Source organism: Micromonospora mirobrigensis (assembly GCF_900091555.1).
In the GTDB taxonomy this organism is placed as follows: Bacteria; Actinomycetota; Actinomycetes; order Mycobacteriales; family Micromonosporaceae; genus Micromonospora; species Micromonospora mirobrigensis.
The window spans coordinates 13,715-29,250 of sequence record NZ_FMCX01000009.1; the positions used below are offsets into that span (position 1 = coordinate 13,715).

Sequence of the window (15,536 nt, forward strand, 5' to 3'; positions counted from 1 at the left end):
GGCCCGCTCACTGGCACGGCATGACTCCCCGGCCGGTGAGGGTCACCGCGCCGTCGAAGCCGCCGCCGAGCAGGCCCACCGGGGTGACGAAGGTGAACCGGTGGGTGACGGTCACCTCCGCGTCCCGGGTGAGGTCCGGGCCGGAGCAGCGCTGGTTCAGGGCGACCTGCACGTCGTCGCCGGCGACGAGCCGGGCGCGCGGGGCCGGGTCACCGCCGAAGGAGGCCACCCGCGCGCCTTCGCGGGCCGCCTCGGTGACGGTGATCTGCTGGTTGAGCAGCCGTCCGAAGTCGATGATCCCGAAGACGAGCAGGAGGAGCAGGGGCAGCACGAGCGCCATCTCGACGGCGGCTGCGCCTTGGTCGGCGCGACATCGGTCCCGCTCGGACACCGGCCCGGGCACGGGTCGGCCTCGGCTCACTAGCAGGCTGCCCGCTGGGTGATCTGACGGCAGGCCTGGCCGAGGCGGTCCTGGATGTTGCCGCCGATGGCGAAGTAGAGGGCGACCACGCCGCCGACGACCAAGGCGAGGATCAGGGCGTACTCGACGGCGCTGGCGCCACGGTCGCGCGTCTGGTGCCAGGCCATGACGCGGTGGATGAACTCAAGCATCGGGTAGCTCCAAGGGGGGATGCGCGTCGTCGTGACCGCGTGCAGGTTGTTGACGTGCAACAAGGAACGAGACGAGTTTTCCTGCAGGTGGGCAGGGGTGTCAATCCCATCGGTGGGACCGGCCGACCCCGGCCGATCGCCGACGACGACTACACCTAAACCCGCCGATCGCCTGAATTCGATTTCACCCGATCGACCTATCGCGCTCCGGTGACGACCACCGCGATCAGGGCCGCCGCCAGCATCGCCGGCCCGTACGGCACCAGCGTCTTCCGGCCGGCCCCGCGCAGCAGCACCAGGCCGATGACCAGGGGCAGGTTCAGCAGTGGGGCGAGCACCACCCCGGCCGCGGCCGGGAACCAACCGAGCCAGCCGAGGTACATCCCGAGCACGGCGCCGAGCTTGACGTCGCCGAAGCCGAGCTGGGAGCGGGGCAGCAGCGCGAGTGTCAGGTAGCCGACTGCGGAGCAGAGCGCGGCGATGCCGGCGTGCAGCAGGGGCGTCCCGTCGCGCTCCACCAGCGCCGCCAGGCCCAGCAGCGCCGCACCGCCGAGGAACGCCGCGCCGACCAGTGGATCGGGCAGTCGCAGCACCGCGAGGTCGACCAGGGCGAGCGGCACGGCGAGGGCGCCGAGCAGCAGAAAGGCCGGCAGGGCCGGGACCGGCCCGACCGCGATGGTGAGGAGCACCAGCACGGCCACGGTGAGCGGCACGGTGATCCACCATCCGGGGCGGGGTCGCCGGCCGCAGGCGGGGCAGGGTCCGGCGGCCCGCCACCAGTGCGGACGCATCGCGTCGCAGTCGGGGCAGGCGGTGCGCCAGGGCGGCTGCGGGGTGCCGTCGGGCCACTCGACGGCGTACCGCTCGACCAGGCCGGGCAGGAGCAGGCCCCAGCCCGCGCCGGCGAGCGCGACGGCGGCGAGGAGGGGGAGCGGCACCGCCGAATGGTAGACCGGCGGGAATATCCGAGGCTTCCCGTACACTGTACGGTAGAGGGTACGACCAAGGGAGGCCGCCGTGACCGCACCGTTCGGCGCCGGAACCGAGTTCGACCGTCAGGTCGCCACACTGATCGCCAAGGGCTACCCGGAGCTGGCCGGGCTGAGCACCGACGGGTTCACCGAGCTGGTCACGCCGCTGCGGGCGGTCGCGCTGGACCGGGCCGCCGCGCTGCCGGCGCCCACCCCGGACCGGGTGCCGTTCGTGCTGGTGGTGACCCGGGAGCTGATCGGGGTCGACGAGCGCCTGGCCCGCACCGCGCTGGCCGGCAAGCGCAACCCGAAGCCCGGCGTCCGGGACAGGAACTTCCCCGACAAGGACCTGCCGACCTTCGACCCGATCAAGGAGCTGGAGGTGCCGGCCGGGCCGGCGTACCTGCTCTTCGAGGTGGATCGCGGTGCCGACCTGGTCAACCTCGCGCCGGCCGCCGCGGTGGAGGCGCTGGCCGGGCGGGACCGGCTGCCGATCAGCATCGACGAGGGCATCGCCCTGGTCACCCAGCACCCCGCCGCGCTGGAGAAGAACAAGTGCTTCTCCCTGGTCGGGTCGCGCTGCGGTGACCGGCGGGTGCCCGCGCTCTGGATCAGCCAGAACGCGCCCAAGCTGGGCTGGTGCTGGTACGGCAACCCGCACACCTGGCTCGGTTCCGCCTCCGCCCACCCCGTCCGCGCCGGCCTCGGCTGACCCGAACACCTCCCGGGAAGTTGCTGCCTCGGCACCGATCCAGGCAGCAACTTCCCCGAAGTTGCCACCCCTGTCCACCGGGTTGTCCACAGGTGTGGCGGGTTCTCCACAGGTTGTTCACAACGTGCGCCACCGATCTCCACGGCCGCTGCCTACAGTTCCGACCCATGAGGGAACGCCGGGTACTGGTCGTCGAGGACGAGCGGACCATCGCCGAGTCGGTCGCCGCCCGCCTGCGCGCCGAGGGGTTCACGGTGGACATCGCCGGTGACGGCCCGTCGGCCGTCGAGCGGTTCCGCAGCGGTCGGCCCGACCTCGTCGTACTCGATGTGATGCTGCCGGGGTTCGACGGCCTGGAGGTGTGCCGGCGGATCCAGGCCGAGCGACCGGTGCCGGTGCTGATGCTGACCGCCCGGGACGACGAGACCGACCTGCTGGTGGGGCTGGCGGTGGGTGCCGACGACTACCTGACCAAGCCGTTCTCGATGCGGGAGCTGGCCGCCCGGGTGCACGTGCTGCTGCGCCGGATGGACCGGGCGGCCGGCGGTGAGCAGCCCGCGCTGCGGCTCGGCGACATCGAGATCAACGAGGCCGAGCGGCGGGTCCGCCGCGGCGGCGCCGAGGTGCACCTGACCCCCACCGAGTTCGACCTGCTGGTGCACCTGGCCCGGCGGCCGCGGACCGTGCTGCCCCGGGAACGCCTGCTCGCCGACGTGTGGGGCTGGGCCGACGGCTCGGGCACCCGCACGGTGGACAGCCACGTCAAGGCGTTGCGCCGCAAGCTCGGGCCGGATCTGATCCGCACCGTGCACGGCGTCGGGTACGCGCTGGAGGTGCCGGCGTGACCCGGGTGACCAGGGCCGTCGCGGTGACGGACTGGCTCGACCGGGTGCTGCCCCGGCCGCTGGACCCGGTCCGGTCGATCAAGGCGAAGCTCGGCTTCCTGCTGGTCGCCTCGGGCACCACCGGGCTGGCGTACTTCTGGTGGGTGATCGGCTGGGTGCCGCCGATGACCTCGGCGACGGCGATCGGCCTGGCGCTGTTCACCTCCCAGGTGCTGGCGCACGGGATGACCTCGCCGCTGCGGGAGATGACCGCCGCCGCCGGGGCGATGGCCCGGGGCGACTACACCCGGCGGGTCCGGGCCACCTCCCGGGACGAGGTGGGTGAGCTGGCGCTCGCGTTCAACAAGATGGCCGAGGACCTGGCCGCGGCCGACCAGCGGCGACGCGAGCTGATCGCGAACGTCTCGCACGAGTTGCGTACGCCGATCACCGCCCTCCAGGGCGTGCTGGAGAACATGGTCGACGGGGTGGCGGCCCCGGAGCCGGCGGCGCTGCGTACCGCGCTCGGGCAGACCGAACGGCTCGGGCACCTGGTGGCCGACCTGCTCGACCTGTCCCGGTTGGACGCCGGGGTGGTGCCGTTGCGCCGGACCCGGATCGACGTCGCGGACTTCCTCGACGAGGCGATCGGGCACGCGGCGGCGGCCGCCGCGGGGGCCGGCCGGGAGGTCCGGTTCCGGCTGGAGCCGCTGCCGGGTCCGCTGGCCGTCTCCGCCGACCCGGGCCGGTTGCACCAGGTCTTCGCCAACCTGCTGGACAACGCGGCCCGGCACAGCCCCCGGGGCGGCACCGTGCTGGTGACCGCCGAGGCGCGGGCCGGGCAGTTGCACTTCGAGGTGAGCGACGAGGGCGAGGGGATCCCGGTCGCCGACCGTCCCCGGGTCTTCGAACGGTTCACCCGCGGCGACCGCTCCGGCGGCGGCGGCACCGGCCTCGGCCTGGCCATCGCCCGCTGGGTCGTGGAGCTGCACGGCGGCACCATCCGGGTACGCGAACCCGCCGCGCCGGCCGGCGCCGGGCGCGGCGGCTGCCGGATCCAGGTGTCGCTCCCCCTCACCACCCTCGGAACGGGAGAAGCCGCATGACCACCCCGCCCCAGCCCGCCCCGGACGAGCCCGCGGCGCACCGACCCGTGCCGCAGCCGGCGACGAGCGGCGCCGCACCGGCGCCGCCGACCGCCGGGCCGGCCACCGCCCCGGCACCGGCGGGACCGCCCGTGCGGCCCGCGCCGGGCCCGCCAGGAGCCCCGGGTACGCCCACCGGTGGGCCGCCGCCCCTGCCCCGGCCGGTCCCGCTGCCGCCGTCGGAGTGGCAGCTGCGCTGGCCGGGCCCGACCGGTCCGGCCCGGCCGGTGGCGCTCGGCGCGGTGGGCGTCGCCGCCCTGGTGGCGGCGGTGGCGGTGCCCCTGGACCGGCCCGGGCTGGGCTGGCCGGTGGCCGGCCTCGCGGCGATCGCCGCGCTGGTCACCGCGGTTGTCCGTCCCGGCGCCACGGGGGCGCCGGGGCGGGCTGCCGCACCGGTCACCGGCCGGGTCGCCCGGGTGGCCTGGGCGGCAGCCGCCCTCGCGCTGCTCACGGTGGGGGCGGTCCGCGACGCTGGCTGGCTCGTCGTGCTCTGCCTGCTGGCCGCCGCGCCGGTCGCGGCGCTGGCGGTGGCCGGCGGGCGGACCGGGCGCGGCATGCTCACCGCCGTCCGGATGGCGGCGGTCGCCCCGGCCCGGTCGCTGCCCTGGGCCCGCCGGTCGATGTCGGCGGCGAACGCCGGGGGGACCCTGGGCCGCTCGCTGGTCAGCGTGGCGGTGTCGATCGCCCTGCTGGTGGTCTTCGGGCTGCTCTTCTCCTCCGCCGATGCCGTCTTCGCCGGCCTGGTCACCGACCTGGTGCCGGCGGGCTCCCCGCCCGACCTGCTGGGCTGGGGAGTCCGCCTGCTGGTGGCGGGGCCGCTGCTGCTCGGCGGGGCGTACCTGCTGGCCGCGCCGCCGCGCCTTGTCGACCTGCGGTTCGCGCCGGGCCGGCCGGTCCGGCGGCGGGAGTGGGTGCTGCCGTTGGCGCTGCTCGACGGGCTCTTCGCGGTGTTCGTGCTGGTGCAGCTGACCGTGCTGTTCGGCGGTTCCGGGCACGTGCTGCGCACGGGCGGGCTGACCTACGCCGAGTACGCCCGCGGCGGCTTCTGGCAGCTCCTCGTCGTCTCCGGGCTGACCCTGCTGGTGATCGGCGGTGCAGCGCGCTGGGCGCCCCGGGCCACCCGCGCCGACCGGCTCCTGATCCGCGTCCTGCTCGGCGCGCTGACCGCGCTCAGCCTGGTCGTGGTCGCCTCCGCGCTCTACCGGATGCGGGTCTACACCGACGCGTACGGGGCGACCCGGTTGCGGCTCTTCGTGGCGACGGTCGAGTGCTGCCTGGGCCTGCTCTTCGGCTACGTCGGGGTGGCCGTGCTGCGGCTGCGGGCCACCTGGCTGCCCGTCCTGGCGGTCGGCACGGCGGTGGCCGCCCTGCTCACCCTGGCCGTGCTGAACCCGGACCGGCTGATCGCCGAGCAGAACGTCGACCGGTACCTGCGTTCGGGCCGGCTGGACGTCGGCTATCTGGCCGGGCTCTCCGCCGACGCGGCGCCGGCCCTGGCCCGGCTGCCCGAGCCGCAGCGTTCCTGCGCGCTGGACGACATCCGGGACCGGCTGGTGACCGAGGACGACTGGCGGAGCGCGAACCTGGGCCGGGCTCGGGCGCGGCAGCTGCTCGACGCCCACCCGATCGTCCCCGCCGCCCTCACCTGCCCGTGGCCGCAGCGCTGGTGACCGGCCCACCCTTGACAATCCCGCCGATCGGGCGAGACTGCCGGGGTGGCGGTACCTGACGAACCGGTTGCGCCGGCGCGGGACGGGTCGACCTCGGCCGCGCCGGTGCCCGGGCCCCGGCCACCGGTCCCGCCGCCGGCCGGCCGGGCCCGGATCGTGCTCGCCGAGGTACGCCGGGACAGCCGCGCCGACCGGACCCGCAGCGAGCTGACCCAGCAGACCCGGATCGGGGAGACGCTGGTCAGCGGCCTGGTACGGGCGCAGCTGACGTTGGCGCTGCGGCTGTCGCTGCTGGTGTTGATCGCGCTGGGCGGACTGCCGTGGCTCTTCGCGATCGCGCCGGCGTTGGGGCGTACGACGGTGTTCGGGGTGAACCTGCCGTGGCTGCTGCTCGGGGTCTTCGCCTTCCCGTTCCTGATCGTGGTGGGCTGGGCGTACGTGCGGCTGGCCGAACGCAACGAGCAGGACTTCACCGACCTGGTCCAGCGGCCGGAGCGCTGAGGTGGGCAACGGGTACGTCGTCCCGGCCATCGTCGCGGTCACCCTGGTCACCCTGGGCATCGGCTTCTACGGGCTGCGGCTGGCCCGGACCACCTCCGACTTCCTGGTCGCCTCCCGCGCGGTCAGCCCGACCTGGAACGCGGCGGCGATCGGCGGGGAGTACCTGTCGGCGGCCAGCTTCCTCGGCGTGGCCGGGCTGATCCTCAAGTACGGCGTGGACGTGCTCTGGTACCCGGTCGGCTTCGCCGCCGGCTATCTGGCGTTGCTGCTCTTCGTGGCCGCGCCGCTGCGCCGCTCCGGGGCGTTCACCCTGCCGGACTTCTGCGAGCTGAGGCTGGGCTCGCGGCGGCTGCGGAAACTGGCCACCGTCTTCGTGATCTTCATCGGCTGGCTCTACCTGGTGCCGCAGCTCCAGGGGGCGGGGCTGACCCTGGCCACGGTGGCCGGCTCGCCGTACCCGGTGGGCGCCCTGCTGGTCGCCGTGGTGGTGACCGCGAACGTGGCGCTGGGCGGGATGCGGGCGATCACCTTCGTGCAGGCGTTCCAGTACTGGCTGAAGCTGACCGCGCTGGCCGTACCCGCGATCTTCCTGGCGTTGCAGTGGCAGGCCGACGCCCGCCCGGCGGTGGCCCCGCCCGACGGGCCGGCGTTCCGGACCGCGACCACCGTCGTGGTCGAGCACCGCGCGACCCTCACCCTTGCAGACGGCGACGTCCGGGAGGTACGCCCCGGCGACCGCCTCGACTTCGCCGCCGGTGACCCGGTGCCGGCGGTCTCCGGCACCGCCACCGCCGCCACCGACTGGCTGCTGCCGGACACCGCCGGGGACGACGACCGGGGGCTGTTCGGCACCTACTCGCTGATCCTGGCCACCTTCCTGGGCACCATGGGGTTGCCGCACGTGCTGGTCCGCTTCTACACAAACCCGGACGGCGCGGCGGCCCGGCGCACCACCCTGGTGGTGCTGGCCCTGGTCGGCGTCTTCTATCTGCTGCCCACCATCTACGGCGTGCTGGGCCGGATCTACACCCCACAGCTGCTGGTCAGCGGGCAGACCGATGCGGTGGTGGTGCTGCTGCCCGGCGCGGCGCTGGGCGACGGGCCGGCCGGCCGGCTGCTCGCCGCGCTGGTCGCCGCCGGGGCGTTCGCCGCCTTCCTCTCCACCTCCTCCGGGCTGCTCACCAGCGTCGCCGGGGTGATCTCCACCGACGTGCTGGGCCGCGGCTCGGTACGCGGCTTCCGGCTGGCCACGGTGATCGCCGGCGGGGTGCCGACGATCCTCGCGCTGAACGTCTCCGGGCTGGACGTCTCACAGGTGGTCGGGCTGGCCTTCGCGGTGGCCGCGTCCAGCTTCTGCCCGCTGCTGGTGCTCGGCATCTGGTGGCGCGGCCTGACCGACCTGGGCGCGGCGGCCGGGGTGCTGGTGGGCGGCGGCGCGGCGATCACGTCGGTGCTGGTCACCGTGCTCGGGCCGCCGCTGGCCGGCTGGCCGGCCACGCTCACCGCCCAGCCGGCGGCCTGGACGGTGCCGCTGGCGTTCACGGTGATGGTGGCGGTGTCGGTGGCGTCACGCCGCCGGCTTCCTGCCGACGTGGGGGCGACGATGCTGCGGCTGCACGCACCGGACAGCCTCCGGCTGTAAGGAGGGGCCCCCTGTTAACGCATTCGGTATAGCAGGGGCCCCCTTTTAACAACACGCCCCGAGGAGGACGGTGGATCATCCCGGGGCGGGAGGGCGGCGTGGCGGCGGCCGGATACGGTCGGGGCCATGACCGATCAGCACCCCGCGCTCGTCCTGCGCGGCCTGGCCAAGCGGTTCGACCAGAAGGTCGCCGTCAACGGGGTCGACCTGGACGTTCCGGCCGGCTCCTTCTACGGGCTGCTCGGTCCGAACGGCGCGGGCAAGACCACCACCCTGTCCATGGCGGTCGGCCTGCTCCGGCCGGACCACGGGCAGGCCTGGGTGCTCGGTCAGGACGTCTGGGGCGACCCGGTGCGGGCCAAGGCATTGCTCGGGGTGATGCCGGACGGCGTACGCCTCTTCGACCGGCTCAGCGGCGCGGAGCTGCTGGCGTACCACGGTCTGCTGCGCGGCATGGACCCGGCGGTGGTGGACCGGCGGGCGGCGGAGCTGCTCGACGTGCTGGCCCTCACCGACGCCGGCCGGACCCTGGTGGTGGACTACTCCGCCGGCATGAAGAAGAAGATCGGCCTGGCCTGCGCGCTGCTGCACGGCCCCCGGCTGCTGGTGCTGGACGAGCCGTTCGAGGCGGTCGACCCGGTCTCCGCGGCGCTGATCCGCGACATCCTGCACCGGTACGTCGTCGGCGGCGGCACGGTGGTCTTCTCCAGTCACGTGATGGAGGTCGTGGAGCGGCTCTGCTCGCACGTGGCGATCCTGGCCGACGGGGTGATCAAGCGGGTCGGCACCCTCGACCAGGTACGCGGCGACCGCTCGCTGGAGCAGGTCTTCGTGGAGGTGGTCGGCGGGCGCACCGCCACCGGCGAGGAGCTGGCGTGGCTGTCGAACTGAGCCCGCCCCGGCGGGTGTCGACGTGGCACTTCGTCCGGCTGAAGCTGCGGGTGCTGGGCAACAACTTCCGTGGCCAGGGCCGGCGGATCGCGCTCTTCCTGGTCGGCGTGATGGTGGCGCTGTGGTTCGCCGCCGGTGGGTTCCTGCTGTTCGCGTCGCCGGGCATCGCCGACGAGATCGGCTACGCCGGCATGGCGGCCGCGTTCGGCGGCGGCCTGCTGGTGCTCGGCTGGCTGCTCGTGCCGCTGGTGTTCTTCGGGGTGGACGAGACCCTGGATCCGGCCCGGTTCGCGCTGCTGCCGCTGTCCCGCCGGACCCTGGTCACCGGCCTGTTCGCCGCCGCGCTGGTCAGCGTGCCGGTGGTCGCGACGGTGGTCGCGGTGGCCGGGCTGGTGCTGAGCGCCGCCCTGCTCGGCGGCCCGGTGGCCGCCGTGGTGGCGGTGGTCGGCGCGGTGGGCGGGGTGCTGCTCTGCGTGGCGGCCAGCCGCGCGGTCACCAGCGCGTTCGCGACCATGTTGCGCTCCCGTCGGGTACGCGACCTCGCCGCCGTGCTGCTCGCGGTGGTCGCCGCGTCGTTGGGGCCGTTGCAGATCGGCGTGACGGCGGCGCTGCGGGACGCGGACTGGGACCGGCTGCGCGGGGTGGCCGCGGTGGTCGGCTGGACGCCGCTGGGCGCACCCTGGACGGCCGCGTTCGACGTGGCCGACGGGCGGGCCTGGGCGGCGCCGGTGAAGCTGCTGATCACCGCCGCCGGGATCGGGCTGCTGCTGTGGTGGTGGTCGCGGTCGCTGGAGTCGGCGATGGTCGGCGCGGCCAGCGCCGGGTCGGCCCGGCCGGTGAAGGAGGTCACCGGGGGCGCGGTGACGCAGCTCTTCCCCCGGCTGCTGGGCCGGCTGCCGCGGAACCGGTTCGGCGCGCTGGTCGCCCGGGAGTGCCGCTACTGGTGGCGGGACGCCCGGCGGCGGGCCGGCCTGATCACCATCGCCGTGGTCGGCGTCTTCGTGCCGGTGATGGTCAACCTGACCGGCGGCGGCTTCTCGATGAGCCCCGAGGGGGACCTCAGCGGGGCCGGCGACTCGTCCCCGGCACTGGTCACCTCGTCGATGGTCTTCGTCGGGGTGCTCGCCTCGGTGACGCTGGCCAACCAGTTCGGCTACGACGGCAGCGCGTACGCGGCGAACGTCGTGGCCGGGGTGCGCGGCCGGCTGGAGCTGTACGCCCGGATGACCGCCTTCTCCCTGTACGTGGTGCCGCTGCTGGCCGTGGTGTCGGTGGTGATCGCCGTGGTGCTGGGCGAGCCGGGGTGGATCGGGCTGACCGCCGGCACCCTGCTGGCCACCTACGGCTGCGGGCTGGCGGTCAACACGATGATCTCGGTGCTCGGGGCGTACTCGTTGCCGGAGACGAGCAACCCGTTCGCGATGAACACCGGCGCCGGGATGACCCGCGGCCTGCTCGTGTTCCTGTCCATGGTGGTGGTGGCGATCGCCGGGGTGCCGATGGTGGTGGCCGCCGCGCTGCTCGGCGCCGGCTGGCTCTGGCTGGCGCTGCCGGTCGGGGTGGCGTACGGCCTGGGTGCGGCGCTGCTCGGCGCGTACCTGGCGGGGGATCTGCTGGACCGTCGCCAGCCGGAGCTGCTGACCGCGGTCACCCCGCGGCGCTGAACCGGGGCCCCGCCGACCGTCCACTGTGACGCGCAGCCGACAGTAGGGTGCTGCAACCGCCGCTCCGGATCCGGGGTGTGCGGCGCAGACACGCCCTGGCGCGCCACCTCCTGGACCGGGCGTCCACCCGGGCCGCCGCCACCTCCCGCTGAGCGATCCTCACAATCTTGGACAGTTCCCGTTCGCTGCGAACGGAGACTGTCCAAGATCCTCAAGTTCAGGCCCTACGCCGCATCGCCGCGTAGAGGTGGTGGCCCTCGCCGACGCTGGTCACGTTCACCAGCTCCCAGCCGTACTGGGACAGGTACTCCACCGCCGCCATGAGCGCCGGGAACCCGGGCCGCCGCCAGAGGTGCGGCGTGGTCACCATGAGGTGCCGGTGAGGGTACGCACGCAGGTCGACCCTGCCGCCGAGCAGCGCGTCGGCGGTGACGACCCGTTCCTCGGCGAGTTGCTGCGGAGAGACGAGAGACATGCCGGCAGCGTAGGACGCCCGGTCACGGATCGCCCGGTCACGGAACGCCCTGTCTCGTCGCGGGGGCGTCCGGGCTCGTTACCCCTCGGGGGCAGGTCAGCCGGGGCGGCGGGTGCCGGCGACGAACGTCCGCCAGGCGGTCGGGGTGAAGGAGAGCGTCGGGCCGGACCGGTCCTTGCTGTCCCGCACCAGCACCACCCCGGGCAGATTGCCCGCCACCTCGACGCAGGCACCACCGGTGTCGCCCGACCGGGTCGATGTGCGCCAGCGTGGGCCGGTGATCGTCATGCCGTCACCCTCAACTTTCGGATCAGATCCAGTGAGGCGCTGGTGGACAGGGCTTCGCCGAGCAGGCTATCCCACTTGCGATCGATCAGACGGATGACTTCCGGGTCGTCGATGACGTGTCCACGCGCCACGTCCTCGACGTAGGTGACCCGCTCGCCGTCGGGCAGCTCGGCCAGCAGAAACCCTCCCGTGAGCCCGACATGGGCACCCGAGTCGAGCGGCACGACGTGCAGCCGGACAGCCGGGAGTTGAGCGAGGTCCAGGAGACGACCGAGCTGGCCTTCCAACACCGGCGGGCCTCCCACCGGGCGCCGTAGCGCCACCTCATCGAGCACGAAGACGCACTGAGGTGGCTCGGTTCGCTGCCACAGCTGTTGGCGTTCCATCCGCACGGCGACCAACTCGTCCACCACAGCGGCCGGATTCAGCCCACCGGCCGAGATGACCGCACGCGCGTAGTCCTCGTTCTGCAGCAACCCCGGGATCAGCGAGGGCTCGAACTCGCAGAGCCGGGTGGCCTGCTCCTCGTACTGCCGCCACGGAACGAACCAGGTGGGAAGTCGCTGCCGGTCGGCCGCCCCGAGCAGGCCGGCGAGGAGGCCGCCGGTGCCCAGGGCCTCGTCGGCGGCCACGGCGAACTCCATGGTGGGGCGGCGGCGGCCGGTCTCGATGGCGGCGACCGTCGACGGGCTCCACCGGATCGAGGCGGCCAGTGCCTCCTGGGAGACGTCCGCGCCGGCCCGGGCGGCCTTCAACGCCCGGATCCACATCTCGACGTTCATCCGTACCTCGCGAGTAAGTATGCGACTTCGCTGCGTAGTAAGCCCTGGCATCCTCCCCTGCCGACGGCCCGCCGTCCAGGGTGGAGGCACGCGGACCGGACGGTGGAGGCGATGACCCGGCGGCCGGTCCCTGCGAAGGGTCGCCCCGGCCATTCCCCCGGCCGGGGCGACCCCCGAGCCCCGGGAGGTCCAGACGATGATCGAGTTCATCCGCCGGAGGAATGCGGCGCTGTGGTCGTACCGGAGGAGGAGGCCGGCGGTGCCGACCGGGCCGGAACGGCCGGTCACGCGGCCGAACCAGCCACCGGCGTGGGCCACCGCGCCGACGGTGGCCGAGCCGCGACCCGGCCGCGCGGGCTGGCTGACCCCGGCCCAGACCTGGCGGGCGAACGGCGGGCGCTGGTGACGGTCGCCGCGTCACGCTCGTTCGGGATCGGCGCTCCGGCGGATGACACGCCGGAGGGCCGTCGCCGCGACACAGGTGAGCCGGGCGGCGGGCGGTGAGACGCCGAGGCGGGTGACCAACTCGCCCAGCTCAACGGGCGCGCCCGCCCCGACGGGCTGCACGACCGCTTCCTGGGTTGGGCGCGGGCCCGGGGCGGCACAATGTTTCACGTGAATCATGAGCCGGGCGCCGAGATCCACCACACCGACCCGTTCGCCGTGCCGACCGGCCGACGCTCACCGGTCCGCCGGCTGCGCGGCCGGCTCGCGGCACCGGTGACCCTCTGGACCGCCCCCGGGCCGGCCGGGCTGACCGTCTCGTCCACCCTGGTCGCCGAGGGCGAGCCGGACCGGCTGCTCGGGTTGGTCGACGCCGAGTCGGACCTGTGGGCGGCGATCGAGGCGGCCGGCCGCTTCGCGGTGGCCCCGCTCGGCCCGCCGCACCGGCAGCTCGCCGACCGCTTCGCCGGCCTCTTCCCGTCGCCGGGCGGGCTCTTCGCCACCGGCGGCTGGACCGACACCGACTACGGCCCGGTCCCGACGGACGCGGGCGGCTGGGCCGGTTGCCGGCTGGACACCGCCCGGGAGTACGGCTGGGCGCTGCTGGTCGAGGCCACCATCGAGACCGTCGACCTGGCCGAGGAGACCGCTCCGCTGCTGCACTACCGGGGGCGCTACCACGAGCTCGGCTGAGCCGGCGCCGGCCGACCGGTGAACGGAGTGACCTGGGTCACTCGGCGCAGTGGAACGGCCGTTCGGCGCAGCGAGCTACCGACGTCGATCCGAGCCTTCCGGCGATGGGAGCGCGGTCTCTACCGTGCCCGAAACTTCCCACGCCTGTGAAGGTGGTGATCCACAGATGTCCACGGACACACCCGCGTCCGCCCCGGCCGAGTCGGCGGCGCAGCGATACCTGGCCGTACAACGGTCGGACGAGTTCGCCGGGTTGCGGCGCACGCTGCGCGGCTTCGTCTTCCCGATGACCGTCGCGTTCTTCCTGTGGTACGCGCTCTACGTGATCCTGTCCGCGTACGCGCGGGGCTTCATGGGCACGAAGCTGATCGGCAACATCAACGTGGCGCTGGTCTTCGGCCTGCTCCAGTTCGTCTCGACCTTCGTGATCGCCTGGCTCTACTCGCGGTTCGCCGACCGGCGGATCGACCCGGTCGCCGACCGGATCCGCGCCGAGATCGGGGAGGTGAACCATGAACACGGTCCTCGCGGCTGAGGCGGGCAGCACCACCGCCCGGAACCTCACCATCACGCTCTTCCTGATCTTCGTGGCGATCACGCTGGCCATCACCATCTGGGCCAGCCGGCAGACCAAGACCGCCACCGACTTCTACGCCGGTGGCCGCTCCTTCTCCGGCTTCCAGAACGGGATGGCGATCGGCGGCGACTACATGTCGGCGGCGTCGTTCCTCGGCATCGCCGGCATCATCGCCCTCTACGGCTACGACGGCTTCCTCTACTCGATCGGCTTCCTGGTCGCCTGGCTGGTGGCCCTGCTGCTGGTGGCGGAGCTGCTGCGCAACTCCGGTCGGTACACGATGGCCGACGTGCTGGCGTTCCGGATGCGCCAGCGGCCGGTGCGGACCGCCGCGGCGGTCTCCACCATCACCGTGTCGATCTTCTACCTGCTGGCCCAGATGGTCGGCGCGGGCGCCCTGGTGGCGCTGCTGCTCGGCATCAAGCCCGGCACCACCTTCCTCGGCATGAGCGCGGACACCGCCAAGATCGCGACGATCGTCATGGTGGGTGCCCTGATGATCATCTACGTCACCGTGGGCGGCATGAAGGGCACCACGTACGTCCAGATCGTCAAGGCGTTCCTGCTGATGACCGGCGCCGTCCTGATGACCGTGCTGGTGCTGGCCAAGTTCAACTTCAACCTGTCGGCGCTGCTCGGCCAGGCCGCCGAGTCCTCCGGCAAGGGCGGCGCGTTCCTCGAACCCGGCCTGCGCTACGGCAAGGAGGTCGCCGGCGACGCCACGCAGACCTTCTACAACAAGATGGACCTGCTCTCGCTCGGCATCGCCCTGGTGCTCGGCACCGCCGGCCTGCCGCACATCCTGATCCGCTTCTACACCGTCCCGACCGCCCGGGCGGCCCGCAAGAGCGTGCTCTGGGCGATCGGCATCATCGGCGCGTTCTACCTGCTCACCCTCGCCCTCGGCTTCGGCGCCGCGGCGCTGGTCGGCGGCAAGGCCATCACCGCGCAGGACAAGGCCGGCAACACCGCCGCGCCGCAGCTCGCCGAGGCGCTCGGCAAGGACTTCTTCGGCGGCAGCCTCGGCGGGGCCACCCTGCTGGCGATCATCGCGGCGGTCGCCTTCGCCACCATCCTGGCCGTGGTCGCCGGGCTCACCCTGGCCTCCTCGTCCAGCCTGGCGCACGACTTCTACGCCAACGTCATCCGCAACGGGCAGGCGTCGGAGCGCCAGGAGGTACGCGTCGCCCGGATCTCCGCCCTGGTCATCGGCGCGGTCTCGATCGCGTTGTCGATCTTCGCGCAGAGTCTCAACGTGGCGTTCCTGGTGGCCCTCGCCTTCGCGGTGGCCGCCTCCGGCAACCTGCCGGCGATCCTCTACAGCCTGTTCTGGCGGCGGTTCAACACCTCGGGAGCGGTCTGGGCCATCTACGGCGGCCTGGTCTCCGCCGTGGTGCTGGTCTTCTTCTCCCCGGTGGTCTCCGGCTCGGCCACCGCCATGTTCCCGGACCACGACTGGCACTGGTTCCCACTGTCCAACCCGGGCCTGATCTCCATCCCCTTCGGCTTCCTGTGCGGCTGGATCGGCACGGTCATCTCCAAGGAACGTGACGACGCCAAGTACGCGGAGCTGGAGGTCCGGTCGCTCACCGGCGCCGGCGCGCACTGAACCACCGTGGGGCCCGCCCGTTCCAGGCGGGCCCCA

18 protein-coding genes are annotated in these 15,536 nt (G+C 73.6%); 12 read left to right on the forward strand and 6 right to left on the reverse strand.

Annotation, left to right across the window (positions count from 1 at the left end):
* Positions 1-7 precede the first annotated feature (7 nt).
* From GA0070564_RS24700 to GA0070564_RS24710, 3 genes are all read right to left on the reverse strand, one after another.
* Complete coding sequence (locus GA0070564_RS24700) at positions 8-421, reverse strand: TadE family protein (RefSeq protein WP_342672578.1); 414 nt, start codon at positions 419-421, stop codon at positions 8-10.
* The gene (locus GA0070564_RS24705; RefSeq protein WP_141714861.1) at positions 421-612 is read right to left on the reverse strand and encodes a Flp family type IVb pilin; all 192 of its coding nucleotides are present in this window, start codon (positions 610-612) and stop codon (positions 421-423) included. Before GA0070564_RS24705 ends, GA0070564_RS24700 begins: the two co-directional genes overlap by 1 nt.
* A 197-nt stretch (positions 613-809) precedes the next feature.
* On the reverse strand, positions 810-1,595 hold the full coding sequence (locus GA0070564_RS24710; RefSeq protein WP_425412533.1) for an A24 family peptidase: 786 nt from the start codon (positions 1,593-1,595) through the stop codon (positions 810-812).
* A 34-nt stretch (positions 1,596-1,629) separates the two neighbouring features.
* On the opposite strand from GA0070564_RS24710, the gene GA0070564_RS24715 reads away from it, so the two are divergent.
* From GA0070564_RS24715 to GA0070564_RS24750, 8 genes are all read left to right on the forward strand, one after another.
* Entirely contained in the window at positions 1,630-2,295 is a 666-nt protein-coding gene (locus GA0070564_RS24715; protein WP_091613751.1) for a DUF5701 family protein, read from the forward strand.
* A 167-nt stretch (positions 2,296-2,462) separates the two neighbouring features.
* Positions 2,463-3,140: a response regulator transcription factor gene (locus GA0070564_RS24720; RefSeq protein ID WP_091613754.1), complete on the forward strand. Its 678-nt coding sequence runs from the start codon at positions 2,463-2,465 to the stop codon at positions 3,138-3,140.
* The gene (locus GA0070564_RS24725) at positions 3,137-4,225 is read left to right on the forward strand and encodes a sensor histidine kinase (RefSeq protein ID WP_245670214.1); all 1,089 of its coding nucleotides are present in this window, start codon (positions 3,137-3,139) and stop codon (positions 4,223-4,225) included. The genes GA0070564_RS24720 and GA0070564_RS24725 overlap by 4 nt, the downstream gene beginning before the upstream one ends.
* Positions 4,222-5,934, forward strand: a complete 1,713-nt coding sequence (locus tag GA0070564_RS24730; protein ID WP_091613756.1) for a DUF4153 domain-containing protein — start codon at positions 4,222-4,224, stop codon at positions 5,932-5,934. Before GA0070564_RS24725 ends, GA0070564_RS24730 begins: the two co-directional genes overlap by 4 nt.
* 105 nt (positions 5,935-6,039) lie before the next feature.
* Positions 6,040-6,435, forward strand: a complete 396-nt coding sequence (locus GA0070564_RS24735; protein WP_091614201.1) for a DUF485 domain-containing protein — start codon at positions 6,040-6,042, stop codon at positions 6,433-6,435.
* A 1-nt stretch (position 6,436) separates the two neighbouring features.
* The gene (locus GA0070564_RS24740) at positions 6,437-8,077 is read left to right on the forward strand and encodes a sodium/solute symporter (protein ID WP_091613759.1); all 1,641 of its coding nucleotides are present in this window, start codon (positions 6,437-6,439) and stop codon (positions 8,075-8,077) included.
* Positions 8,078-8,203: 126 nt separating this feature from the next.
* Complete coding sequence (locus GA0070564_RS24745; RefSeq protein ID WP_091613761.1) at positions 8,204-8,968, forward strand: ABC transporter ATP-binding protein; 765 nt, start codon at positions 8,204-8,206, stop codon at positions 8,966-8,968.
* Entirely contained in the window at positions 8,953-10,632 is a 1,680-nt protein-coding gene (locus GA0070564_RS24750; protein ID WP_091613764.1) for an ABC transporter permease, read from the forward strand. The genes GA0070564_RS24745 and GA0070564_RS24750 overlap by 16 nt, the downstream gene beginning before the upstream one ends.
* Positions 10,633-10,849: 217 nt before the next feature.
* Here the strand turns inward: GA0070564_RS24750 and GA0070564_RS24755 are convergent, their stop codons facing one another.
* The 3 genes from GA0070564_RS24755 to GA0070564_RS24765 form a co-directional block, all read right to left on the reverse strand.
* Complete coding sequence (locus tag GA0070564_RS24755) at positions 10,850-11,107, reverse strand: hypothetical protein (protein WP_091613766.1); 258 nt, start codon at positions 11,105-11,107, stop codon at positions 10,850-10,852.
* Positions 11,108-11,203: 96 nt separating this feature from the next.
* A complete protein-coding gene (locus GA0070564_RS24760) occupies positions 11,204-11,395 on the reverse strand; it encodes a DUF397 domain-containing protein (RefSeq protein WP_091613769.1) in 192 nt (63 codons plus the stop codon).
* A complete protein-coding gene (locus GA0070564_RS24765) occupies positions 11,392-12,177 on the reverse strand; it encodes a helix-turn-helix domain-containing protein (RefSeq protein WP_091613771.1) in 786 nt (261 codons plus the stop codon). The genes GA0070564_RS24760 and GA0070564_RS24765 overlap by 4 nt, the downstream gene beginning before the upstream one ends.
* Positions 12,178-12,373: 196 nt before the next feature.
* On the opposite strand from GA0070564_RS24765, the gene GA0070564_RS29505 reads away from it, so the two are divergent.
* The 4 genes from GA0070564_RS29505 (at position 12,374) to GA0070564_RS24780 (ending at position 15,500) form a co-directional block, all read left to right on the forward strand.
* Entirely contained in the window at positions 12,374-12,583 is a 210-nt protein-coding gene (locus GA0070564_RS29505; RefSeq protein WP_176730827.1) for a hypothetical protein, read from the forward strand.
* A gap of 155 nt (positions 12,584-12,738) precedes the next feature.
* Entirely contained in the window at positions 12,739-13,314 is a 576-nt protein-coding gene (locus tag GA0070564_RS24770; RefSeq protein ID WP_245670236.1) for a flavin reductase family protein, read from the forward strand.
* A gap of 166 nt (positions 13,315-13,480) precedes the next feature.
* A complete protein-coding gene (locus GA0070564_RS24775) occupies positions 13,481-13,849 on the forward strand; it encodes a DUF485 domain-containing protein (protein ID WP_091613774.1) in 369 nt (122 codons plus the stop codon).
* Positions 13,827-15,500 carry a solute symporter family protein gene (locus GA0070564_RS24780; RefSeq protein WP_091613777.1) on the forward strand — a complete coding sequence of 558 codons (1,674 nt, stop codon included), beginning with the start codon at positions 13,827-13,829 and terminating at the stop codon, positions 15,498-15,500. Before GA0070564_RS24775 ends, GA0070564_RS24780 begins: the two co-directional genes overlap by 23 nt.
* Positions 15,501-15,536 lie beyond the last annotated feature (36 nt).